20 protein-coding genes and 2 pseudogenes are annotated in these 22,413 nt (G+C 57.4%); 12 read left to right on the top strand and 10 right to left on the bottom strand.

The genetic code is table 11. The annotated features are described in order from the left end of the window. Together ACN5AZ_RS17785 and ACN5AZ_RS17780 are read right to left on the bottom strand one after the other, a co-directional pair. Nucleotides 1-70: hypothetical protein (locus ACN5AZ_RS17785; protein WP_419430249.1), on the bottom strand; the 70-nt coding region annotated here is incomplete at its 3' end. 41 nt (nt 71-111) lie between these two features. Then, nucleotides 112-765 (bottom strand): annotated as a pseudogene (locus tag ACN5AZ_RS17780) (IS5 family transposase); the annotation flags it as partial. A 228-nt stretch (nt 766-993) separates the two neighbouring features. Between ACN5AZ_RS17780 and ACN5AZ_RS17775 the strand changes: the two are divergent. Continuing rightward, nucleotides 994-2,139, top strand: a complete 1,146-nt coding sequence (locus ACN5AZ_RS17775; protein ID WP_419430248.1) for an acyltransferase family protein — start codon at nt 994-996, stop codon at nt 2,137-2,139. 48 nt (nt 2,140-2,187) lie between these two features. Here the strand turns inward: ACN5AZ_RS17775 and ACN5AZ_RS17770 are convergent, their stop codons facing one another. After that, nucleotides 2,188-3,081, bottom strand: a complete 894-nt coding sequence (locus tag ACN5AZ_RS17770) for a hypothetical protein (protein WP_419430247.1) — start codon at nt 3,079-3,081, stop codon at nt 2,188-2,190. Between the two features lie 291 nt (nt 3,082-3,372). On the opposite strand from ACN5AZ_RS17770, the gene ACN5AZ_RS17765 reads away from it, so the two are divergent. After that, complete coding sequence (locus tag ACN5AZ_RS17765) at nt 3,373-4,347, top strand: acyltransferase family protein (RefSeq protein ID WP_419430246.1); 975 nt, start codon at nt 3,373-3,375, stop codon at nt 4,345-4,347. A 2-nt stretch (nt 4,348-4,349) separates the two neighbouring features. Here ACN5AZ_RS17765 and ACN5AZ_RS17760 read toward each other — a convergent pair whose 3' ends face one another. Then, nucleotides 4,350-5,810: an oligosaccharide flippase family protein gene (locus ACN5AZ_RS17760; protein WP_419430245.1), complete on the bottom strand. Its 1,461-nt coding sequence runs from the start codon at nt 5,808-5,810 to the stop codon at nt 4,350-4,352. A 171-nt stretch (nt 5,811-5,981) separates the two neighbouring features. Here ACN5AZ_RS17760 and ACN5AZ_RS17755 point away from each other — a divergent pair, with 171 nt between their 5' ends. From ACN5AZ_RS17755 to ACN5AZ_RS17745, 3 genes are all read left to right on the top strand, one after another. Further along, nucleotides 5,982-8,261: a GumC family protein gene (locus tag ACN5AZ_RS17755; RefSeq protein ID WP_419430244.1), complete on the top strand. Its 2,280-nt coding sequence runs from the start codon at nt 5,982-5,984 to the stop codon at nt 8,259-8,261. Between the two features lie 334 nt (nt 8,262-8,595). Continuing rightward, the gene (locus tag ACN5AZ_RS17750; protein ID WP_419430243.1) at nt 8,596-9,279 is read left to right on the top strand and encodes a sugar transferase; all 684 of its coding nucleotides are present in this window, start codon (nt 8,596-8,598) and stop codon (nt 9,277-9,279) included. Nucleotides 9,280-9,438: 159 nt separating this feature from the next. Then, nucleotides 9,439-10,338, top strand: coding sequence for a glycosyltransferase family 2 protein (locus ACN5AZ_RS17745; RefSeq protein ID WP_419430242.1), 900 nt, complete (start codon nt 9,439-9,441; stop codon nt 10,336-10,338). 50 nt (nt 10,339-10,388) lie between these two features. Here the strand turns inward: ACN5AZ_RS17745 and ACN5AZ_RS17740 are convergent, their stop codons facing one another. Then, the gene (locus ACN5AZ_RS17740) at nt 10,389-13,163 is read right to left on the bottom strand and encodes a S8 family serine peptidase (protein ID WP_419430241.1); all 2,775 of its coding nucleotides are present in this window, start codon (nt 13,161-13,163) and stop codon (nt 10,389-10,391) included. Between the two features lie 388 nt (nt 13,164-13,551). Further along, on the bottom strand, nt 13,552-13,926 hold the full coding sequence (locus ACN5AZ_RS17735; RefSeq protein WP_419430240.1) for a hypothetical protein: 375 nt from the start codon (nt 13,924-13,926) through the stop codon (nt 13,552-13,554). A gap of 56 nt (nt 13,927-13,982) precedes the next feature. On the opposite strand from ACN5AZ_RS17735, the gene ACN5AZ_RS17730 reads away from it, so the two are divergent. Continuing rightward, on the top strand, nt 13,983-14,210 hold the full coding sequence (locus ACN5AZ_RS17730; protein WP_419430239.1) for a hypothetical protein: 228 nt from the start codon (nt 13,983-13,985) through the stop codon (nt 14,208-14,210). Between the two features lie 37 nt (nt 14,211-14,247). Next, entirely contained in the window at nt 14,248-14,430 is a 183-nt protein-coding gene (locus ACN5AZ_RS17725) for a hypothetical protein (protein ID WP_419430238.1), read from the top strand. Between the two features lie 367 nt (nt 14,431-14,797). On the opposite strand, the gene ACN5AZ_RS17720 is transcribed toward ACN5AZ_RS17725, so the two are convergent. Then, nucleotides 14,798-15,421: a sulfotransferase gene (locus ACN5AZ_RS17720; RefSeq protein WP_419430237.1), complete on the bottom strand. Its 624-nt coding sequence runs from the start codon at nt 15,419-15,421 to the stop codon at nt 14,798-14,800. Between the two features lie 171 nt (nt 15,422-15,592). Then, complete coding sequence (locus ACN5AZ_RS17715; RefSeq protein WP_419430236.1) at nt 15,593-17,356, bottom strand: hypothetical protein; 1,764 nt, start codon at nt 17,354-17,356, stop codon at nt 15,593-15,595. Between the two features lie 298 nt (nt 17,357-17,654). Here ACN5AZ_RS17715 and ACN5AZ_RS17710 point away from each other — a divergent pair, with 298 nt between their 5' ends. Both ACN5AZ_RS17710 and ACN5AZ_RS17705 read left to right on the top strand, forming a co-directional pair. Then, complete coding sequence (locus tag ACN5AZ_RS17710; protein ID WP_419430235.1) at nt 17,655-18,287, top strand: calcium-binding protein; 633 nt, start codon at nt 17,655-17,657, stop codon at nt 18,285-18,287. Nucleotides 18,288-18,501: 214 nt separating this feature from the next. Beyond that, nucleotides 18,502-18,720 (top strand): hypothetical protein, encoded by a 219-nt coding sequence (locus ACN5AZ_RS17705; RefSeq protein ID WP_419430234.1) that lies wholly within the window; start codon nt 18,502-18,504, stop codon nt 18,718-18,720. A 30-nt stretch (nt 18,721-18,750) separates the two neighbouring features. On the opposite strand, the pseudogene ACN5AZ_RS17700 reads toward ACN5AZ_RS17705, so the two are convergent. Then, nucleotides 18,751-19,627, bottom strand: a pseudogene (locus ACN5AZ_RS17700) (IS5 family transposase). 148 nt (nt 19,628-19,775) lie between these two features. Here ACN5AZ_RS17700 and ACN5AZ_RS17695 point away from each other — a divergent pair. The 3 genes from ACN5AZ_RS17695 to ACN5AZ_RS17685 all read left to right on the top strand — a co-directional run bounded on the left by ACN5AZ_RS17695 (nt 19,776) and on the right by ACN5AZ_RS17685 (nt 21,629). Continuing rightward, on the top strand, nt 19,776-19,943 hold the full coding sequence (locus tag ACN5AZ_RS17695) for a hypothetical protein (protein WP_419430233.1): 168 nt from the start codon (nt 19,776-19,778) through the stop codon (nt 19,941-19,943). Further along, nucleotides 19,940-20,095, top strand: a complete 156-nt coding sequence (locus ACN5AZ_RS17690) for a hypothetical protein (RefSeq protein WP_419430232.1) — start codon at nt 19,940-19,942, stop codon at nt 20,093-20,095. Before ACN5AZ_RS17695 ends, ACN5AZ_RS17690 begins: the two co-directional genes overlap by 4 nt. A gap of 97 nt (nt 20,096-20,192) precedes the next feature. Continuing rightward, the gene (locus ACN5AZ_RS17685; protein ID WP_419430231.1) at nt 20,193-21,629 is read left to right on the top strand and encodes a hypothetical protein; all 1,437 of its coding nucleotides are present in this window, start codon (nt 20,193-20,195) and stop codon (nt 21,627-21,629) included. Between the two features lie 168 nt (nt 21,630-21,797). Here the strand turns inward: ACN5AZ_RS17685 and ACN5AZ_RS17680 are convergent. Next, a partial coding sequence (locus ACN5AZ_RS17680) for a transposase (RefSeq protein ID WP_419430230.1) occupies nt 21,798-22,413 on the bottom strand: 616 nt, incomplete at its 5' end.

The raw sequence follows: 22,413 nt of genomic DNA, 5'->3' as shown, positions 1-22,413 counted from the left end.
ACCGAAAGCGTGCCGGATCATCGACAGTTGCGCGGAAGGTCAGAGCGACGACTGCACGGATCCCTGGCATTGTCATCAAACGGTGGCACACTGGATCGTCTTGGGCGAGCTCCCGAACATGATCTCGATCCGGTTGCGTCGGCGGTAGCGGCGTTTGTCATACCTGATGGGCGTCTTGCCGCTCTTCCGACCCGGGATGCAGTCGCGTATCTTATTGTCCTGCAACGTTTCTCTGAACCAGTCGGCGTCATATCCGCGGTCGGCCAGCAGCCAGTCGGCTAAAGGCAATGCGTCCGACAAGGCCTGCGCACCGCGATAATCGCTGACCTGTCCTACGGTCAGGAACATCCGCAGGGGGCGCCCCACAGCGTCGCAGATCGCATGCAGTTTGGTATTCATGCCACCTTTGGTTCGGCCAATCGCTCGCCCGCGCCCCCTTTTTCTTCCGCAGGCTGGAGGCCGTGCGATGCGCTTTGAGGTGGGTTGCCTCGATCATCACCGTGCCCGTCTCGGTCCCTTGATCGGCCAGTGCGACCAGGATCCTTGCGAAGACGCCCATCTCGCTCCAGCGGCGCCAACGGTTATACAACGTCTTGTGCGGGCCGTATTACTTCGGCACATCCTGCCATCTCAAGCCATTGCGATTGATGAAGATAATCCCCCTGAGAAAGCACCCGTCGCCCACCCTTGGGCGACCACGGCTCTTCGGGAAAAATGGGCGCGGACGCGCCATTTGTGCCTCTGTGAGCCAGACAGATCGCTCATGATGCAGGTCTCCATGACGCCCCTGCAACACCTTCTTCGTCAAATCTTAATGAGGTCTGAACCTAAACCCTTAGCGTACTATTCCGCCCCCAGCCGTAAGCGACCACGCCTTGGTGGATCGAACCCGTGCAAACGGGCGCCGTGTTTCAACAAAGGTATCATGAAAACTAGCGTGGTTTGCAGTTTTCCCCTAATATAAAGGCATTGATTAAAAGGATTCGCGGAAATATGCGTACGTTAGGCGACTATCTGGATGTTGCAGGCGGGCGGCCTGCCGGCTTCGATTACATGAGGTTGATTCTCGCGTTTCTCGTGGTTATAGGGCATGCTTACAACGTCGCCGAAGGCGAAATCGCCAACAGGATCTTGTGGATTACTTTTCCGATTGGCGCTGTGAAGAGCGCGATCCTTCCCATGTTCTTTGCGCTCTCGGGGTTTCTGGTGGCGGGCAGCATGATCCGCTGTCGTACCCTAGTTAAATTTATGGGCCTCCGCTTCATCCGGATCTACCCGGCACTTGCCGTCGAGGTCCTCCTTACGGCTCTTCTGCTCGGGCCCTTCGTGACACAATTGAGCATCGGTGAGTATTTCACCGATCCCGGTTTCTTCCGCTATCTCGTCAACGTGACCGGCCACGTAACAATTTTCCTGCCGGAGGTTTTCTCTGCAAACCCACGCCCGGATATCGCAAACGAACAGCTTTGGACGGTGCCGTTCGAACTCTATTGCTACATCGTTCTGGGTATCCTCATCTTCATCGGGGCCAAGCGGAGCAACAAGATACTGCTCGCCGGTACGGCCGTGTTTTTCGGACTGGTACTTCTTCGCATCGGGATCGTGAACGATTGGGTGTTTCCGGATTGGGACGGGCCGGTTTCCGGCTATATGCTTGTCGTGTCCTTCCTCGTGGGGGTATGCCTTTATGTCTTCCGCAACAGGATCCCGACCTCCCCTGCGTTGATCCTCGTGGTGTCGGCAGTGACGCTGGCGACGTTCACTTGGGCGCCGCAAGACCGAATTCTAGGATGCTTCCCAGCGGCTTACCTGACTGTGATGCTTGGTGTGCTCAACCCGCGGCGCAACTGGCTCGTCAATGGTGCGGACTATTCCTACGGCATGTATCTCTATCACTATGTGATCTTGCAGACGGTGATCCACGTGGCCGGGGGCGAGTTGTCCTGGTACTGGACGCTGATCTTTTCGATGCCATTCATCGTCGCCTTCTCGGCACTTTCCTGGCACGTCGTCGAAAAACCCGCGCTCATGCAAAAACTCCGCCTCGATACATTAGAGGGCTGGCATATCCGCAGGTTGGAACAGCGCTCTGACGAGGTATCCGAGGGCGGGCAGGTGCGGTCGAGCAACAGCCTCTGAGTTTTAGGTATCGTGTCGCTCGCGGCCTTTGATTTCCACGCCAGGATGTCAGGGCCAGATCGTTTCGAGGCCTTTTCCAACCGACCGAATAATCAGGCGCTCTCCCGCGCCGAACTTGGACCTGTCAGAGGCGTGCTGTGGACGAATGACGATATCATCTCTGTTGAAGCGGTCCGGATTGCCCAGTACAGAGTGATAAACTTCGGCAGGACGCACAGTGCTCTGTCCCTGCCAGGCAAGTTCATCCACCAGTCCAGCGAAATGCTCCTCGAGCGCCGCTCGCAGAGCGTCGCGCGGGGCGGAGGAAAAGGCAAGGTAATCAATGCGTTTCACGCTGGCGGATCGGCGCAGACTGCGCGCGGCCTGTTCCGCCTTGATCCAGTCGATCGCCGCTTCGCGGACCGGAGGCTTTTTCATGGGTGTGCCCGTCGAGGGTTCGAATTTCGGGCGCCGCCAGGACGCAATCACGTCCTCCGCGCCGCGGTAGGCATGAAGGAAGACCGGATCGAGCCCTGCGGCGAGCACGAAGGCCCGGGGTCCGGCCTTGGAACTGTCGAGCACCACCTCCGCTCCGGAGGCAGCACGCACCCCGACGAAGAGGCGTTCTTGCAACGCGGTGAATTCAGCCAACCGATCGTCGTTGCGGATGCGCCTGAGATCATAGCGCAAGGTCATAAGGTAAGTGTTGCGCACGACCGATCTCTCGAGCTCGGCGAGCCGGGTGAGCTCACGCGGGCCGATGTCCGCCTGTTCCAGAGCCTGGCTCCAGAAGCCACAGTCGGGCACGCGCGAACCGCAGGAGCACATCAGATTCGCGACGGGCAACCGCCAGAGGGCGTGTATCTCCCCGACGCCGCAGCACCGCGGCGACGAATTGATAACCCGTTCCATGACGGTGGACCCACTGCGGCCGGAGCCAATAATGTAAATGAGATCGCGCATGTCGCCCGTTCCGTAGAAATACCGTGTTATTAAATCATGACGTGGTCACCTGCGAAGCAAAACAGATCGCGCGGAGCGGCGCAATCTTTACTGAGCTGGGCGCGTCAAAGTGCTAAAAAATCGGCAAAAATGGCACCTACTGGCCGTATTACCCGACAAATTGGATTGAGATCCTCGGGATGCGGCTTAGCGTCGGCTATGTTTGAGCTTGACGCAAGGTCTCTAGAGGCGGCACCAAGGCCCTAGGCTGATTGTGCGCCGGAACGTCAAATTAAAAGAACTCGAGCGGAAATGACTTCACACCGGGATTTTTCCATCGATATGGCGCGCGGTCTCGCGATGATTTTCGTCGTGATGGGACATGCGCTTGTCGGTATCCTCAGTGCTGGGAGCGATACGCAGATCATAAGGTTTCTGCTGATCACGATCTACTCCTTTCATATGGCGCTGTTTTTCATCGTTTCGGGCATGTTGTCTGGGGGGATGGCACGGCGCGCATGGCCCGATGTTTTGCGACTTTTGACGCTGCGGGTGGTCTGGCCCTATGTGCTTTGGGGGATCTTACTTCTTCTGGCGGGCTACCTGATGCGTGGGCAGACGAACACCCCCGTGGAAGTCTTCAGGCCTTGGGTGATCATATGGAAGCCGCCCTCCGTAATGTGGTTTCTCTACTATCTCTTCTTTGGCATCCTCCTGATGCGTCTGCTGGCGCCCCTGCCGAAGTTAACAGCCCTCATCGTGGGTCTGATACTCTTGGCCGTGGGCTACCTTCAGGAGAATGGCCCGATCACCTATGTGCGCTGGATTGGTCTGTTCCTGATCGCTGCATCGGTGGGCGGGAACGCCGCAGTATGGGCGGCGCGCAGGACCGTTTTGATCCTCGGGGCAGGTATCATGGCACTGATGTTCTGGCTGGCCTGGCAGGAGGCGGCGGACCCCTTGCTGGTTTATCCCGCATCGCAGCCGATCTTTCTGCCGGCCTATTTCGCAGGTTCGGCAGTGGTTCTCGGCTTGGCCAAACTATGGGCGCAGAGCGGGCATGGCCTGGTCGCGCAGGCCCTGTCATATATCGGGCAACATACCATGCCGATCTTCGTGACCCATATCCTGATCACGGCGGGCACTCGTATCGCATTGCGTCTGACCGGGGCGGAAGACCCCGTGCTCGTTGTCGGTTTGGGTACAATTCTTGGCGTTTCGTTGCCCCTTGCGGCGGCGGCTTTGGCTGAGCGGCTCGGTCTTTCTGCGGTGCTTGGCTGGCGTTAGAGTCAATCCGCGAAAGCCCGCAAGGACAGAACCTGTAGTTTCATCGCAATGGCCACTGCCATCCCGCCAAGGCTCAAGGCTGTGAGCGCGCCCGCTCCCACGCGCCATCCAGGCGCGAGCCCCGATTGCCCCAATCCCCACCAAGAGATCCAGAGTGCGGCGGCAAATCCTGTCAGCAACACCATCGCAAGGCCCGCGCGACGTAGCCCCGGCCAGATATCGACCTCGGCGCCGCGTGCAATCGCCCAGATTGCAAGCGGAAGGGAAATAAGCTGCACGCCAGCCTGCGCGATGGCCAGGACGGTGACCCCCTGATTCGCAAAGGCGAGAATGGAACCCAGCATGGCGGCTGCGAGCGCAAGGTTGAACCACATGGCGAGGTTTGTCGTTTTGCGAGTTGAGAACACCGGCTCGATCATGCTCTGACCCACCCGCGCGAAGGCGCGCAGCGCCATGGCCTGAGTCGCGATGATGGCCGCCGCATACTCAGGGTGAAATAACGTCCGGATGGCCTCTGGGCCAAGGATCATCAGGGTCACCGCGGCACCGCCAACCAGCAAGATGGACATACCAAAGTAGAGGGCGAAGACATCGGCGAGCGGTCGCTCGGTGCGGGCAGCCTGCCCGAAACTCTTCAATGAGAAGCTGCGCAAAGGTTGTGCTACGAGATCCACCGTCGCGCTGGCAATGCGGTTGGCAAAGCGATACAGGCCTGCCTCCGCCGTGGAAAAGATCGCCGCGAGTACGAGGTCGGTGCCGAAGTTTGAAAAAAAGGTCAGTAAGCGCGCGCCGTAGAGCCCCGCGGCATAGCGCGTCGCGTCGCGCGCCATCCTGCGGTCGAAGAGAAAACTCGGTCGCTGGTTCAGGCTCAACCCGAAGAAAATGATGCCGAGGCCAATGCGAATCACCCGGAAGATGACCAGTGCATAAACTGACGGCCAAATGAGCAGCGCCGCCGTGCCGCCTATCATCGCGCCGAAGTTGGATACACCCAGGCTTAGGAAATAGGGGCGCATCCGCCCCGCTCGCGTGAGTGCGGCCGTCGCCCAGCCGATCATGGAAGCAAAGGGTTGTAGCAGGCCGAAGGCGCGCAACACTGGCGCAAGCTGTGGCGCATCGAAGGCCAAGGCAACAAGGCCCGCAGTGAGCACCATGACCAGTCCGCCAAGGACTCCGATTCCTAGCATGATCCAGAATGTGGTGGACAGGACGGCGGTCTCATCTTCGTCGGATGTGACGAGAAAGTGGAAGTAGCCTGTGTAGGCCAACATGACCACGAATTCGACGAAGACCACAGCTAGAGTATATACGCCGTATTCTCCAGCGCCCAAAACCCCCGCCGCAAGGAGGGTGATTACGAAGGCAGAGAGCTGCTGGGAGCTGAGGGCGATAAATGAGATTGCAGCGTTTCCCGCGCCACCGGGTTTTTGCGCGGAAGTGGGCTCGCCTGGCTTACGGCTCATGTTTGTCCACGGTCCCTTGGCCGCAAGTCGTGCTGAAACGCCGTTTTGTGAAAAATTATTTGTCCGATATGGTGTACGCGGCTTGCGTCTCCGAAGGCAACCGTGTTTCGATTTTTTTTACATTGTCGCAACACTGATTTCAAACTTACGCCGCCTGGGCGGTTTTCGGAGATGGATATGGCAGAATTTGTGTCGAGCCGCGTTGCCAAGCTTTCGGGTGTCAAACGTACATCGCAAGATCAAGGATACGAAAGTCCGCACTTCGAAGACCAGTACGGAGTGGACCTGGGCCGAATGCTCGGAGCGCTTCTACGTCGGAAATGGCTGATCCTCGGGATCATGCTACTTTTTGCCGCAGTGTTTTATATTCTGACCTTAGCGCAACCGAAAATGTACTTTTCCAGCGCGACCGTCATGCTCGACCCGAGGGAACAACAGGTGGTCTCGACCCAAGACCAGGTTGTGTCCGATCTTAAGTTGAACAACCCGATCGTCGAAAGCGAAGTGGCGCTGTTGCGTTCGCAGGGTTTGTTGCGCTCGGTTGTGGAAGAGATCGGAATCGACCGCTTCGATGCACTGGACCCTGCCCTCGCGGAGCCGAGCTTTTTTTCCCTGGTGCTTGCAGCGGGCAAGAACCAGATCAGTGCCGGTCTGGAGCGCGTTCGTCCATCTGTGTCTGCCGAGTCATCGGAGAGTGCGTCCGAACTCATTTCTTCAGAGCAGCGACGGATGAGCAGAATCCTGTCAGCTTTGCGAAAGGGTGTCAGTGTGCGGCGCTTGGGGGAAAGTTATGTGATCGAAGTGGGCGTGCTTACGGTCGACGCTGAGCTTTCGGCGCGCGTGGCCAATACGTTGGCCTCGAACTATATGCGAAGTCAGTTGGCTGATCGGCAACGGGTTGCGGAGAACGCGACCAAATGGCTCGCCGATCAGGTCGAGGATTTGCGTGAGCAGCTTGCAGTAGCCGAGACCTCGGTGGAGGAGTTCAAACGGCAGCAACTCGACAACGCCGGGTCGTCTGAGGAGGTGCTTTCGCAAAGACTGGGTGAACTGAACCAGCAGATTTCCATCGCGCGCTCTGAGCGGGCGACCGAAGAGGCGAGGCTGCAACGCATTGAGGACTTGCTTGCGCAGCGCGGCGCACTCGCTGCGGCCGAAACCCAAGAGTCATCCTACTTGTCGTCCTTGCGTGAAAGGCGTGAGATACTGGCGGCGGAAGATGCGCGGCTTGCAGTGTCATTTGGTGTCAATCATCCAGAGCGGCGCCTGATTGCTTCCGAGTTGGCCGGCATCGAAACCGCGATCGAAAACGAGATCGCGAACATTGCTGACAGTTACCGCAATGAGATCGACGTCTTGCAAAAACGCGAAGCGGCGCTTCAAGCGGACGTTGATGCCCTTGAACAGCAGTTGTCGAACATCGCCGGTGAGTCATTGCGGTTGCGGCAGCTTGAGCGCGAGGCAGATGCAGTCCGCAACAGTTACGAAGAAGTGCTTGGTCGCCTCGGCGAGACCCGCGCACAGATCGAGATTCAGCGCGCCGAGGCAAGATTGGTAAACCAGGCGGAGATCGCAGGCGGACCCTCTACGCCGCGCACCAAGCTGATGACTGCATTCGGTGCAGTCCTTGGTCTTACGATCGGGCTTGTTGCCGCTTTGATGATGGAACTGATGGGTAAGGGGTTCCGGGATGCTACGGAGTTGTCGCAGGCTACCGGTTTGCCCGTTCTTTCTGCGATCCCACGTGTCTCCATGCGCAAACCTCACGACGTTGTCAGGCACCTTGGTGCGGATCACTACTCCCTGTTTGCCGAGCGGATCCGGCAATTGCGGACTATGGTTGCCACGAAGTTGACGCGCTCTGGCAAGCTGGGTAGATCTGCGCGGGGAAGCAGCATTCTGATCCTCTCGTCAGTCCCAAATGAGGGCAAGACGACCACGGCCATCGCGCTGGCGAGTTCCTTCGCGAGCTCCGGTCGCAAGACACTGCTGCTTGACCTCGATACACGCCGTTCGGAGATCGTAGATTTTTTCGCAGTGCAGCATAATGATCTGACCGGTTGGCTCGCTGCCGAGTGCGAGATCGATTCGGCAATCCACTTTGCTGAAAAATGGGGCATGTATGTTGCCGGCATCAAAAAGGGCGCAAAGCTCATCGCAGACGACATGACCACAGCCTCATTGAAGAGATTGATGGATGAATTAAGCGCACGATTCGAAATCATAGTCGTCGACATGCCGCCGGTTCTCGCGGTCTCGGACGGGTTTAAGCTCGCCACCTTCGTGGACCACATTCTCTATGTGGTTGCCTTCGGAAAGACCCCTAGAAAGGCTGTAAACGAAGGACTTTCCAGTTTGGCAAGCCTGGATATCCGTCCTGAGGGCCTCGTTCTGACAAAGGCAGAGCTAGCGAGTGAGTCGTACAGCTACGGAAAACGCTATAAGTACTGACAGGTTAGGAAGCGATCGATCGCCTCGAGGTGAGGGCGTTTCTTCATGAGAGGGGGCTAGGGGCCTTGCTGCAAATACTTTGTGGCTATTTTTTGGTCAAACTTCTCCTTTAGGGTTACTTTTTCAGAAGTTTTTTGTTAGTTTTGCAGGTGCAGAATAATGCTGCAAAAAATCTGTGACAAATTTTGGTTATTGATGTGACACTTATTAGGTCGACGGCGCCCACAGGATCGAAGGCGCGTTGATGAAAGGTTTTAATACGGTAGAGAGGCGAATGCCCGAATTCCTAAATTATCGAGTAGTTTACAAGATTTATTGGATCAGGAATTGAACTATGCTAGAAACGACGATCACCGAGCGCAAGACTGGCAACGTAACCACTGGCCGAATTCCCGAGCGCAAGCTGTCCTACAGAGGCGCACCGAAGCGGGCGCTGGACATCATTCTAACTCTCGTTTTTCTCCCGATGGTTCTGCCTGTGCTGGCAGTCCTTTACTTCCTCGTGAAGCGAGACGGCGGGCCCGCGTTTTTTGGGCATGAGCGGATCGGTCTGAACGGCAAGCCATTCAAGTGCTGGAAGGTGCGGAGCATGGTGCCGGATGCCAAGGCCCGACTCGATGCCCTGCTGGCCAGTGATTCCGAGGCAATGGCGGAGTGGATGCGGGACCGCAAGCTTCGCAGCGACCCGCGGATCACCCGTTTTGGCGCCTTCCTGCGTAAATCTTCCCTTGATGAGCTGCCGCAGCTCATCAACGTTCTGCGCGGCGAGATGAGTCTCATCGGTCCGCGGCCCGTTCCGCAGGAGGAACTGGATCAGAACTACGGTGGCCACAAATGGGTTTACCAATCGGTACGTCCCGGGGTTACGGGTCTCTGGCAGGTGTCTGGCCGGAATGATGTGAGCTACGCCGAGCGTGTGCAGATGGACGTCGACTATTACGCGTCGCTAACTTTGATGGGCGATCTGCGAATTCTCATCGGTACCATTGGCGCCGTCCTCAAGCGTACTGGTTGCTAAGCTTTTAGCAACACTACTCCGTCCCTGCAGGACGGGCGCATTTTTTGGCTTCCCTGAGACTTCGGGGGCCCACGCGGCCCCCGAAACCATCGTATCACTCAATTTGCCCGTGTGCCGTCCGGTGCGTTTCATAAATTATTGAACACAAGGTCTCTCCTGATGAACGCTCGAATCGCTCTCGTCATCTGTTCTGTTGGGCGGGCGGAAATTGTCGCTGATCTCCTGCCATGGATTGTGCGCCAGACCGTGGCACCGAGCCATATTGTTTTTGTGGTAACGAAACTCGAAGATCTGCCGGTGGACGAGGTACAGCATCTGCTTCCGGAAGCGCAGATCCTGATCTCTGAAAAGGGCTTGCCGCGGCAGCGCAACATGGGGCTTGATGCGGTTCAGGCGGAATGTGAGGCTGTGTTCTTTATCGACGATGACTACTTCCCCGCAGAGGATGCAATTGAGGGGATCGGGCGTGCGCTGGAACGCTTTCCCGACGCCGCCGGTTTCACCGGGAAGCTGCTCGCAGATGGCATCCACACCGGTGGGGTATCCGCCGAGCAGGCACATGTTCTGATAGAGGATTACGAGGTTGCAGGTGGCGGACCGGAGAAGCCAGTCGCGCTCGCGCATCAACTCGTCGGGTTGTACGGATGCAATATGGCCTATCGTTGCTCAGCGATCGGGGCGGAGCGGTTTGATCAAAACCTGCCGCTTTATGCCTGGCAGGAAGACGTTGATTTCGCGGCGCGCCTAAAAGGGGAAAAGATCAGGACGGACGCCTTCGCCGGCGTACATTGCGGAACAAGTACCGGTCGCGAGACAAGTGGCTACTTGCTGGGATACAGTCAAGTCGCGAACCCTATTTATCTTCTGCGCAAGGGCTCGTTGCCGAAGGGGTTTGCGCTCCGAATGATGTGGCGCAATGTTCTTGCCAACCACGTGAAAAGTTTCCGTCCGGAGCCTTGGATCGACCGTCGGGGTAGAGCACGGGGTAACCGCCAAGCTTTCCGCGAAGTAATTAACGGTACGGTCACTCCGAATCGGATACTGGAACTGACGCGATGATCGGGCACCAAAGCGCCCGATCTCATGATTCTCTCTATCTCTAGTTGCTGTTAGAGGCCGAGCCCTTCGGCGAGATAGCTCGCCTCGGTCTGTGTGAAGAAGGCGAAGTACTCTGTGGTTTCGCCGTCGTTGAAGCCGAGATAGGTGCCACCGGCGGTTTCTTCGAAGGCGAGTTCCCCAGACAGACCCTCGGCGAACTGCACTTCAAGTGCATCATGCTCGGCGTCATAACTGAACACCCGGTTCATGACGCCTCGCTCAGCGAGAAGAATAATTGTGTCCTCATCGTCTGCACAGAAGTACTTGTCGCTGCCGGAGTCTCCTGAGAGTGTCGTTGCGCCGTCGTTTGCGGTGAGCGTGTCGTTTCCCTCGCCGCCTAACAGAGTATCTTCGCCAAGCCCGCCGAACAGCTTGTCATCCCCGGTGCCACCTTCGAGCCAATCATTCCCGTCACCGCCGAACAGTTTGTCGTTGCCATCATCGCCGAAGATGAGATCCCCTTCCGTCGCGCCGATGAGCAAGTCGTCACCTTCGTTGCCGTGCAATGTGTCTTCGCCGGCGGCGCCGAAGAGGGTGTCGTTTCCGCTGCCGGCCAAGACATAATCGTCGCCGTCCAATGCGACCACTGAGTCGTCGCCTGCACCTGCGTTGACGAAATCGCTATCGCTAGTCCCCAAGATCTTTTCTTCCTCCACAGTGCCAGAAATCGCGTTCAGGTCGTCTGGGATATCCGAGGTTGGATCTCCGCTGACCGGCTCAGTGGTCGGGTCTTCGGTAACTGGATCCGGCTCAGGGATCACAACCACGGGATCAAGCGGCGTTGCGATTTCGAAATTCAGCAGTTCGGCAAGATCAAAAACCGAGTCTTCGAAGGCGAAAGTCTCGAAATCCGAGATGACGCAGACGCCGCTGTCGGCACCCATGGCCCAACCCAGAGTGATGGTCAACGGATTAAGGAGAGCGATGGCCGTGATGGCGCTGGAGGCCATGTCGAATACCAGTGTATCCGAGCCTGCTCCGCCGTGGAGCGTGTCGTTGCCAAGGCTGCCGAGAACGGTATCGTCACCGCGCCCGGCGCCAATGACATTGTCTGCGGCCGAGCCGGTCAATTGGTCGTCGCCGTCGCCACTGTAGAGGTTCTCGATTGCCGCATCGGTCAGGACGATCGACCGCCCACCGATGCTGCTGGCGGTTGCACCGGACAGATCGATGACAACGGATGTCGTCACCATCGACGCGTTGAGCGTGTCCGTGCCGCCATCCGTGTCGCTCAGTTTTTCACGGGAGGCATCGTCATCGAGGAACCCGTTCCAGAATTCGTCATTGAATACGAAGACATCATCCGCGCTGGCCTCGGACCCGTAGGCCGTGAACGTCAGTGACTTCAGGGCGGCGCTCATTACATCTTGCTTGTTCAGCTTGAGGGCGTCTGGATTGGTGTTCACGATTTCCAGCGTCCATGTGCCCGCAGCGCTCTCCCCGCGCAGGGCTTCCGTTGTAAAGGTGAAGTTCCGGAACGCGCCGCCGCCGCCTTCTTTGACAAAGTCGTAGACGAGTTGGCTCACGGTGCCATCCGGGCTGGTCAGGAACACTTCCAAATCGTTGGAATGCTGCCAGATGAAGTCCATCGCGATGGTAGCCTGTTCCAGCGTGATGTCTTCTGCTACCTCGAAAGAAACTTCGACGCGATCCTGCTCTCCTGCGGTCAACACCACGTCGGAGAATGTCTCCTTGACGGAGTGGGTCAAGAGATTGTCGAACGTGTTCTGGCTGTTCCAAGTCTCGGCGAGCCGCACGGCATCATTCACGTTGAGATACCCGTAACCGAAGCTGTCGGAAAAATGCATCCCGCCGCCGTTTACGTTTGTTGCGCCGTTCTCGACCCAGCCAAGACCAACGCGGGCGTCCGTTCCAAGCTTGTCAGCGCGCGCGGAGAGGGCAAGGATCTGCTGCACGTCCCGATAGCCAAGCTCCGGGTTCGCTTCGAGGATCAGGGCAACGGCGGCCGTCACCATGGGTGCGGAGAAAGACGTGCCGCTAGTATATGCGACGTTGCCGTAGGCGGAAGTCGTCAGGATGTCCTCGCCACCGGCGGATATCAGAAGGTTCGAGCCGAGCGAGCTGAAGGAGGAAACCTCGCCCTCTTTGTCCACGGAGGCAACGGCGATTGTGTAGACCGAGTTCTGGTAGTTGTGGTAGTTGGACGATTGCGATGACCCGCTGTTGCCGCCGGAAAAGACGATAGCCGTGCCAAGTCCGCCCCGACCTTCGGAAATGGCAGTTTCAAGGCTGAGTGCCTGGCTGCTGTTGGGGGTGAGCCTGTCGGAGAAGGCTTGCGTGTAGCCCCAAGAGCAATTCACGACATCAAGTTTTGCCGCTTCTTCGAAACCGCGGTTGAGCATTCCAACAGCATCGCTCGTGGTGAAGTCCATTGCCAGACCGACGAGAGTGACCCCATCGGCAATCCCCTGGCCGCCAATGCCGTTGCCGTTCTCGGCGGCGATCACCCCCGCGACCGCAGTACCGTGATAGTTTTGATACGTGGCCGTGTCCCAGTCCAGTTCGGTTTCGCCACTGGCGAGGTCTACATCGAGGCTCTCGTCGTAGGCGCGCGAGATGTCCGCATGATCAAAGCGTACCTGCGTGTCCATAACGCCGACCTTGACGCCCGTCCCTGTGTAATCTTCCCAAACGGTTTCGATCTCGATGGACATGTCGGATTGGGCGGGACGGGAGAAATACCATTGGCCGCTGGTATTTGGATCGGAGAAGCCCGCCGGTGCGATGCTATTCTCCAAGAGAGTGGCAGTCGAATTCTTGGTCATGACTTTCCCAGTGCTATTTATGCTAGACAAAGCCGCGCACCTCTGACCCGCTATTTCGCGCGCTCTAAATGCCCGGTGTTAATGATTTCGCCAACGAGCATGACAAATTTCGGGTCTCGAGGCGGCGAAACCCAGGATAGCCTCAGGCCAATTCGCATATCATCTAGTACCATTGCGCTAAAATTTGCCTAAAAGTTGTGTGAGCAGCTATCGTGTTCGTCAGAGTTTCTCCACACAAATTAGGGCCAGACGACACAGTGATGCCGAGCAAATTTTTTTCTTGAAACTCTTTTGGTTGAATCCCCTACTGCACAGACACGGCAATAACGCCCCCTCCTCAGAAAAGAGATGGCGGCGGAACATCGCCGGTATTAATGTGTTAGCTGCGTCAGAAGAGGAGATCGAACATGTCGATCTGGGTGTTGTAGACTGCAATGGAGGTTGCTCCCCAGTCGATGAAACTGGTGGCGCCGTTGCTGCTGATGACCGGGCCAGAGGCTGGGCTGCCAGTGAGTTGGATCAAGTTTACACCGCGTTCGAAGTCCCAGACCCGATCGTTGCCATCCTCACCGAAGAGCGTGTTATCGCCTGCGCCGCCGTAGAGCGCATCACCATCCGCGCCGTCGCGCACCCGGTTCACGCTTTCGAAACTGTAGATGGTATCAATGACCGTACCTGCGAGAACGAGATCGTAGTCTCCAGGGTTACCGCGAATGATGACATCGCCCGCGTCAATGCGGTCTGGACCTGTCCACATCGACATAGGTCAGGTCGATCAGATGATTGCCAACGGCACCGCTGACATAACCGACCGGTTCGATGGGGCTCGTTTTCATCAGGGTCCAGCGGGTTGGGTTCGTCGATCGTCTCGATGCCGCCAAACGAGACTTCGCCAATGGCTTTCCCGTCTTCGTCGAGCAGCAAGACGACCCCGGACTTGCCCTTGCAATTCTCTTCACCCAGAAGCAACTGGTACTGGTCAACCTGCAATCCGGTCAGATCGACCGTATCGGAGCCCTTGGAGCCAGATACGCTTGCTGGTCCTAAACATGCCGTTGACGAAAGTACCGTCCCCGCCAGTGGTATGAAAATCATCGCCTGCACCAACGTCGTAAGTGCGGCCCACGTCATGCTGAGATGGTGCATGATAGCCCCACCAGTTACTATTGTGACTATGGCTGCGGAAACTGAAACGGTCCGGGGAGTAGGAGATATTGAACAGGCCCTTGAGAAAGAAGCGTCCCATGATGAAATTCCCAAATGCTAAGCCGTAATTGCGCGAACAGTGAACGCTCCGCGCAGGTTGGCCGGACAGCCGAAATCACCGAGCTGGAGTCATATGTGGCGGGCCCCCAACACACGCGAGGATATCAACATGGGTTAATGGTTTGAAGGCCCGAGAAATTGACGCCAAGACATCTGTACACAGGAGGAGCCCCTCGCGCGAAAAGGTGAGCGCCTGGAAAAATGGGATTTCTCTCGGATTGGCTTTTCCAGAGAGACCCGGCGTTCGACCCCAAAACTAGCGACGTTTTGAAAAGCTGGTCAACTTCTCCAACAGTATGGCATCCGGGTAGTGATTGTCCAAGGGTTGCGTGTCGAATCGTATTCAAATGCCCCATGGGTCGATCGGTTCAGTCGCGGTCGAAGAGCGCCAAAAGATCATGATAGGCGGTCACGCAGGCGTTTGCGAGATCTGGCTTTAGACCTTGGGGCAGGCCCGGTTCCGGCTGCGGGGGTAACGCCTCGATCCGCGTAAGTCCGGCGCTTCGCGTGGGGTCACCGCCACCGCCTCGCTGGCTTGCGACATGGCTCACGTAGGTATTGGTGAGTTTGGGCGCAACGTTCAGCCAATCGCCGATTCGATCGATCATCTCAGCCGGATCGGCGAGCAGGGCCTCCGCAGACAGACCAAAGCGGTTTGCGTCCGGAAAACTCTGCCAGTGCTTTGAAAGTGTTCGCGTGCGGGCGAGGTAATAGCGCGCGGCATCCTCGGGGGTTTCAACGTCCCGCATCCCGGTGCGCGCGGCCAAAGCGCAGATTGACCTGATCGCGGGGGCAGGGTGGCGCACCATGACGATGGCCCGCGCTTTGTAGAATGCTGCTGCGGGAGCGTTGTCCAAACGATCATGTAAAACCTTGTCGAACACCCACGGAGCGCTCGGCGCATAGGCGCGCCTCAGCGTGAGGTTGACCACAAGGCGCGCGGGAGACAGTCCATTGTTATAGGAAACATGCGTTTCACCATAGCCGGACACTTGAGCGTGGCTGCACAGGACGTTGGACAGAGCCGTGGTTGCCGCTCGCATGTGGGAAAGGACGAAAATGACGCTTTCATACCGCGCCTGAGGGGTGACCGACGCGCAGCAGGCCAGTCCGGTTTTGAGCATGGGGCGCAGGGAAAATGTCATACTAAACTCGATGCGTGATCAATGGTTGGTGTCTTGATCGTATACGCGCAATCTCAGAAGACCAGCATCTCCTTTCGGATTTCGGCCCGGTGCGATCACCAGATCTACGGTGTCTCCGGCGCTGAACCCGAATGGCCCGAAAGCAATGTCGGTCTCACCCACGACCGATTGTTGCTGGAGTATCTGCCCGTCTCGTTCGAGCCTGACCACGATCCCGTCATCGCTTGCGGCGATCACCTTGGTTTCCACGTCGAACCTGAGCACGCCGGGCGCGTCAATGGATTGCCGCCAAATGAGCTCCGAGAGATTTTGAGCGTTGCCTCCCAGCGTGAAGCCGCGATCATGCAACACGGCGCGCTGGATTGTGTCGTCACAAAGATAAGGCGTCCAAGGTGCCTGCGGTCGGTCCTGACCTGGGCAAGTGCTGAGAGCCCGCTCTCCACGCGTGTCCCTTATCAGCGCGGTGAAGCGACCATTCGTGCCTGAGGCATTTTCAGAAGCGTCGCGTGTTGTCTTGGGATAGTGGAACTCAAGGAAGCTGTCCGCGACCTGCTCGGACTTTCCGAATGCGAAATCCTTGTCCGGATCGATGCCGGAGATCTTATCCTGAGCGATCACGAGGAGGACCCTCTGTGGATGCAAATCCGGCGCATCCTTTCTGACGCGTGTATCTGCATGTCTCAGTTGCAGGTCTGGGTTTCGCAGATCGAAGGGCCGCGGTTCCCCCCAAAGCACCGCGAAACGATTGTCGAAGATGCAGCCTTGTGTGAAGGGCGCGGGCGTTATGTAATCGATTGGGCGTCCCGCAATCTCGGATTGGGCGAGGAGCAAGGCCCGGCCGACGGGTGTCAGCGCATTCCGTTGGTCCAACAGTGCGGCGTACCCATCTCCCCGAGGTTCCAAGGGGTACCATTGTGCGCGGCGCACGCCTGCGCGCGACATCTCACAATAGGAGCGCCAGAAATAATCCGCAGCATCCGCCCGATTGGTCGTGCCGATCTCGGTAAAGTCCACGGCCAGCCCGCGCATGTCCGGGTGGCGGCGCAAAACGGCGAGTTGTCTTGCAAAGGCCTCCGGTTGGGTCGTGTAGGGGTGGATCGTGACAGCGGACATGTGGCGAGATGCCCCCGCGCCGAGCATTGCCCAGATGTATCCCGCGGAAATCGAGTGCGCTGCGCCGCCGAGTACCCGAGCGCGCGGGACGCCCGCGCGCGAAACCGCGGCGAGGTGATCCGCATGAAGGGCCGCGCGTGCCGGGGTGGCTGTCGTGACAGCAGGACCCGTCACAAAGGCGTTGCCGTTGAATTCGTTTGCAATTTCGATCAACGCGTCGGGGAATGCAGCGCCAATATCGGCGGCATACTTGCCGAAACGGTCTAAGGCCTCCGGCTCCGAAACGGTGACGGGCTGTCTACCGTTATGCGCGTTCGGCATCAAAACAAGGGATCCAAGCAGGTTTCGATCTGACAACAGGTGCGCCTGCTGGAGGCTCCCACGCGCCGTTTGGCCCTCCTGCGCCGAATCGAATTCCCCTCGTTGCACCCCATCGCGCAGGTCGCTCAGCCCAAGCAGGGTCAATTGTGCCATCCGCCTTGGGGCGGCTCCGGCGAAGAAACCTGAGTTTATGCCGATTTCCGAAGCGCGCAGAAGGTTGTCCGAAGTTTGGGCGACTGCCGCAAGCTGTTGTAGGCTGAGGAAAGAAACAGACAGCAAAACGCGTTTACAGAGCGCTCGCGTGGAAATCCACGGCAACACTATACGTTGATTGGGTCTGTCATTCATGGTGCAACCTACAGGATTGGTTCCTTGGACGTAGTCTTCTTTTAAATGTTTCTGGTGGTTTCAGCAAAGAGTTTAGTTAAATTTGAACTACTTGCTCAACGATTATCGCGAATTCGGATTTCGGTGTTGGTCTGTGGACAGAATCGCGCTAGAATAATCGGTGTTCTAGGGTCTTTTCCTGTTCTGCAAAATGAAGCTCCGCTTCGGTTTCAGTTTTAAGTCAACTGAATACAAAATTTGAAATTACTGTCGTTCTGGCGATTTAAGTTTAAAAATCAAATAGATAAAGGGGGATATTATGCCCATTTCTCTTACTGAAATGAATACCGTCCTTGGCACTGATGGTGCGGACGAAATTATTCTTACTGGCGGCACCACCACCGGCGCTCAGAACGTCCAGGCTGGCGTGGGTGATGACCTCGTCAAGTTGAACGGCGTGAGCGGGCTCGCGAATGGTGAGGAAGACAACGATACCCTCATTGGCAACCACGGTCGTGACACGCTGCTTGGCGGCGAAGGCGAAGACCTCCTGCGCGGCGAAGGCGGGTCTGACATCATGATGGGAGGCGAAGGTGACGACGTTGCCTACGGCGGTGCCGACAATGACCGCATCTTTGGTGGTGCCGGCGAAGACACCATCATCGGCGGAAACGAGAACGACGTTCTGTCCGGCGATGACCGTTCAAACGCGGATGCAGCCGACGTCTTCGTCTTCGACAACGAGGATGGTGCCGACCGTATCCTTGATTTCGACTCGCTCGACTCTATCGAGCTGATCGGGGACGGCACCGAAGCTTACACAATCACCACGTCAGGCTCCAATGCGATCCTGACCTATGGCTCAACGACCGTCACCCTGCTGGGCGCGGCCGCAGAACTCGATGCGTCCGATATCACCTACGTCGACGCGTCCACTTACGACTTCCTCTGATCTCCTGATCGGAACGGTTCAAGAAAGGGCACTCGCAGAAATGCGGGTGCCTCTAATATTGTCATTTTTTTGGTCGGGAGAAAATCGGGAAACGCAAAAGAGATGTCTTTGGAGCTTTGAAAAGGGCTGCAATACTTAAACAAGGCGGTTATGGCTCTGTCAGCGCGACTGAACCTTAAATCAACATTAACCTTTTCCAGTCAAGCAGAAATCCATGACTATGGAAATGGTGAGTACAGCAACACCTACAACGAGATCTTTACCGATTGATCCGCCGATTTTCCTGCCGCCACTGACCCCGTCCGGAAACCCCAACGAGATCAATCTTATTGGGCTGCAGGGTCCCTTTGTAGTGCTCGCGCAGCCGAGCTATGACACGTCGGTGCAATTGAACGGAACGGGCGGATTCGGCTTTGTTGCACAAATCCGGTGAAGGCCGAGCTTCCACTTTCCCCGGGCGGATTCATCTTACGGGCTCGTTGACAGGTATGCCGAGCGCGGTGTAGCGGTTGAGCACGGCGATCCGGATTTGGATTTCCGCGACCTGTCTATCGAATTCCCGCGCCATGAGTGTCTGCGCCATCAGTTTCACGCAGCGCATAGTGCTCTCGACGCGGCTTCGGCGGTGGTATTTTGACAGCTTCCGCTACAAGGCACGCCCTAGGTAACGAGACGCACGCACCGCTTCGTTCCGCGCTATGGCGCCAGCGCTGATGGGCTTCCGGGGTTCGGCGTTCCTGCGCGGGGGGGGATCACAGCATGTGCATCCCGGGCGGCAACGGCTTCGTAGCATTTGTGTGTGTCATATGCTCCGTCGTCGCTCACCGATCCGATTGTCTGGTCGGGCAGGATTTGACCCAACAGCTCGATCAGCATTGGCGCATCGCCGACAGTGCTGATCGTGACCTCCACGGCGCGCACTTCCAGCGTTTCTTCATCAATACCGATGTGTAGCTTGCGCCAAATCCTGCGTTTCGGACCGCCATGTTTGCGCGCGTTTTAGTCGCCTTCACCCCTCAGCCTTGATGCCGGTGCTATCGATCAGGAGATTGAGCGGGACGGTACCGCCTCGATACGGCAAGCTCACATTCAGCGTCTTCTGACGGTGGCAAAGTGTGCTATAATCCGGCATAGCCCATTCCAGACCAACCAGTCGCAGGAGCGCTTTTAACGAAACCCGTCGTCTGCCTCAATGGCATTCCAAACAGCACCTTCACCGTAAGGCAAGTTTGGATCAATTCATCACTGAAGCTTCGCTGCCGACCCCGCTTGCCGGTGGGCGGCGGCGTCCAAACCATCTCCGGATCAAACCAGATCGACAGCGATCCGCGCTGCTTCAATGCAGCATTGTAGGACGACCAGTTCGTGGTCTTGTATTTCGTAGGGGCCTAACTGCTCATGCACTCCAGCGATCACGCTGGATCCATAAAATGAATCCCCGAGCAAAATTTGTGTAACAAAGCCGGTGGATTCGTCAACGGAAACGACTTGGGCGACATGGTCATCGGCAATTCGGGGCGTGACACCCTGAACGGCGGTGACGATGAAGACCTGCTGCGCGGCGGAAATGGTGATGATACACTTTCCGACGGTGACCCCGTGAAAATGACACAGACCGTATCCTTGACTTCGATACGTTTGGCTCAGTGCAAATGATCGTTGATGGGTCGATTGCCTTCGACATCGCTTACAATGGCGTGACCGCGGTGCTGACCTACGGCTCTACAACCGTCACGCTGATCGGCGCCGCCGGCGAATTCGACAGCAACGACGTTTTTTATATCGAAGAGCCGGATTATCCACTATAATGACCCCATTGCCATGCTACACAAGAAAAGGCTCCCGAAACTCATCACAGGCGCCATTTTCTTACCTTGTAAGGCCAATAGGATTTGCTGGACTACCATGCAGCTCGTCACCACCACCCCGATTGCCCTGATCCTCTTCTCCTTTGCGCTCATCCTTGGGCCGGTGCGGGGGATGTGGTGCTTGACCGTAACCTTCCCCTTTGGCGCCGCTGCGGCGGTCAACGCCGCTGGTGCGGGTAGCATCGCGATGTATGATCTGGTGGCGCTGGCGGTTTGGCTATGGCTCATCGCTTCCCCCATATCGCTGGAACAAATTCTGGGTGTCTTCCGCTTGGGAGAGCCGGGCTTGCCCTTGTTGCTTTTGCTGGTTTGGATGGCCATTGGCGCGATCTTCCTGCCGCGTGTCCTGCAGGACGCGACCGAGATCTTCGTGACAGTCCGCCGCACAGATGGCGCGGCCAACGTACTTATCCCGCTCCGGCCCGTCGGCAGCAATATTAACCAGTTGCTGCGCATGATCCTCGCCTCCTCGATGTTCGTGGCGATGGCTGCGATCTTTGCCCGCTATGGCAACCATTTCCGGGTACGTCAGGGGATGATCGTCGCGACAGCTGCGCATATCTCGCTCGCCGTGCTGAACCTCGCGTCTATCGCTGTCGGAATGCCGGATTTGCTCGATGTGGTGCGCACTGCCAATATGGCGATGCTCGACAATCAGTCCATTCTCGGACTTGCCAGGATCAGCGGCGGGTTCCCTGAAGCCTCCGCTTTCGGCTTTTATACCATAGGGCTTTATGGCTATTGGCTGAGAGACTGGATCGGCGAAAATCGCTCCTGGTTCAGCGGCTTTTTCTTGCTGGCCATCCTTCTGCTGCTTTTGCGTTCGACCTCGACCTCGGCTTATCTCGGGTTCTTCGCAGTCACGGCGCTATTCCTGTCATGGCACTTTGCGGGGAGCCTGCGCAGGAAACGGTCCTTCTTCGTGTATTATCTGATCGCGGTCGGCGTGCCGCTGCTCATCGGTCTTTTCGTTTTGGCATGGAATTTCGTCCCTCAGGTCTCGGGTATCGTGGATCGCGTACTCGTCAACAAGTTGTCGAGCGATTCCGGGAGCGAGCGTATGAGCTGGAACACCCAAGCGCTTGTAAATTTCGCGGACAGCTGGGGGTTGGGTGTAGGGGTGGGGTCCGTTCGTGCGTCGAGCTGGATCCTGTCTTGCCTGGGCTCTCTTGGACTGCTCGGGACCGGTCTTTATCTTTGGTTCGTGGGCGCGGTCCTTTTGAAGGGGCGGCATCGCGCTGCCCCCTCCGCGCTTACGGATTGTGCCGCGGCACTGCAATCGGGGGCCTTTGCCACTGTCTTGCAGGCATGCATTTCGAAGCCGTTTCCCAATCTCGACATGCCATTTTTCATGATGAGTGGCGCCGCGACGGGTCTGCTTGTCTATGCTGCAAGAGTGCGCGCTTCGGAGCGGGTGGACGTGGCGCTTCAACCAACGCTCCGCGACGTCCAAACGACTTTGGCAAAGCCGTGAATTTTCGTAGGTACAGTGAGCGAAGGTTCTCGAAACAGGCCCAGGTGGCATGAGGACGGGAGCTGGGGCGTACCTCATGACAAGCACAATTGGACCTGTCGCGTTTTCATGCCGCTCCAAGTTCTCAGTTATGCGTCCTGAGCCTCGAAAACCTAGCAACTGTATCTCTCAGGCCGTTGCGGTGGTCCATTTCTGACGGCTCTTGCACAGGGCCTTTGCGATAGTGACCAGCTTTCTGGCGACGGCGGTGATGATGACCTTGTGCGGTTTTCCGGCCTTGCGGAGGCGATCCGCGAAAGATTTCAGGCTAGGGTTGTGATGTGCCGCGACCAAGGCCGCCTGGAACATCACGTGCCTCAGGGCGCGGCGCCCTCCGGCGATGGACCGTTTTCCGCGAAGGGTTCCGCTGTCGTGCGCGACTGGCGCCAAACCGGTGAGTGCGGCAGCCTGTTCGCCGGTGATGGTGCCGATCTCGGGCATTTCTGCGATCAGCATCGTGCTGGCAACCGGGCCGATCCCCGGGATGGAACGGAGAACACCGGCGGTCTCCGACAGGCGTTCATCGCCCGCGATGGCTCGGGTGATCCGGTCTTCCAGTTCTTTGATCAGACTGTCAAACCGTTGCTCCAGCTCGGTGTCGATGTCCTCGAACATCACGGCGGTGCCGAGCTTCTGATGCGCACGGATTTGGGCGAGCAGCCGTTTGCGCATCTCGACCAACTGCGCTCTCTTGGTTGTCATAGCTCTGAGAAGGCGCAGATTTTCCGCTGGAAGACTGCGGCCT

Source organism: Sagittula sp. SSi028 (assembly GCF_048553715.1).
In the GTDB taxonomy this organism is placed as follows: domain Bacteria; phylum Pseudomonadota; class Alphaproteobacteria; order Rhodobacterales; family Rhodobacteraceae; genus Sagittula.
This window is presented reverse-complemented; position numbering and strand designations above follow the sequence as displayed.

Bases quoted from the DNA above. Each gene is read 5' to 3' on its own strand.
- ACN5AZ_RS17725 (WP_419430238.1), top strand. From the start codon at position 14,248: ATGAAAATCATCGCCTGCACCAACGTCGTAAGTGCGGCCCACGTCATG.
- ACN5AZ_RS17705 (WP_419430234.1), top strand. From the start codon at position 18,502: ATGACTATGGAAATGGTGAGTACAGCAACACCTACAACGAGATCTTTA.
- ACN5AZ_RS17745 (WP_419430242.1), top strand. From the start codon at position 9,439: ATGAACGCTCGAATCGCTCTCGTCATCTGTTCTGTTGGGCGGGCGGAA.
- ACN5AZ_RS17685 (WP_419430231.1), top strand. From the start codon at position 20,193: ATGCAGCTCGTCACCACCACCCCGATTGCCCTGATCCTCTTCTCCTTT.
- ACN5AZ_RS17770 (WP_419430247.1), bottom strand. From the start codon at position 3,081: ATGCGCGATCTCATTTACATTATTGGCTCCGGCCGCAGTGGGTCCACC.
- ACN5AZ_RS17715 (WP_419430236.1), bottom strand. From the start codon at position 17,356: ATGAATGACAGACCCAATCAACGTATAGTGTTGCCGTGGATTTCCACG.
- ACN5AZ_RS17730 (WP_419430239.1), top strand. From the start codon at position 13,983: ATGGGGCTCGTTTTCATCAGGGTCCAGCGGGTTGGGTTCGTCGATCGT.
- ACN5AZ_RS17710 (WP_419430235.1), top strand. From the start codon at position 17,655: ATGCCCATTTCTCTTACTGAAATGAATACCGTCCTTGGCACTGATGGT.
- ACN5AZ_RS17765 (WP_419430246.1), top strand. From the start codon at position 3,373: ATGACTTCACACCGGGATTTTTCCATCGATATGGCGCGCGGTCTCGCG.
- ACN5AZ_RS17740 (WP_419430241.1), bottom strand. From the start codon at position 13,163: ATGACCAAGAATTCGACTGCCACTCTCTTGGAGAATAGCATCGCACCG.
- ACN5AZ_RS17775 (WP_419430248.1), top strand. From the start codon at position 994: ATGCGTACGTTAGGCGACTATCTGGATGTTGCAGGCGGGCGGCCTGCC.
- ACN5AZ_RS17690 (WP_419430232.1), top strand. From the start codon at position 19,940: ATGATCGTTGATGGGTCGATTGCCTTCGACATCGCTTACAATGGCGTG.
- ACN5AZ_RS17760 (WP_419430245.1), bottom strand. From the start codon at position 5,810: ATGAGCCGTAAGCCAGGCGAGCCCACTTCCGCGCAAAAACCCGGTGGC.
- ACN5AZ_RS17750 (WP_419430243.1), top strand. From the start codon at position 8,596: ATGCTAGAAACGACGATCACCGAGCGCAAGACTGGCAACGTAACCACT.
- ACN5AZ_RS17735 (WP_419430240.1), bottom strand. From the start codon at position 13,926: ATGTCGATGTGGACAGGTCCAGACCGCATTGACGCGGGCGATGTCATC.
- ACN5AZ_RS17755 (WP_419430244.1), top strand. From the start codon at position 5,982: ATGGATATGGCAGAATTTGTGTCGAGCCGCGTTGCCAAGCTTTCGGGT.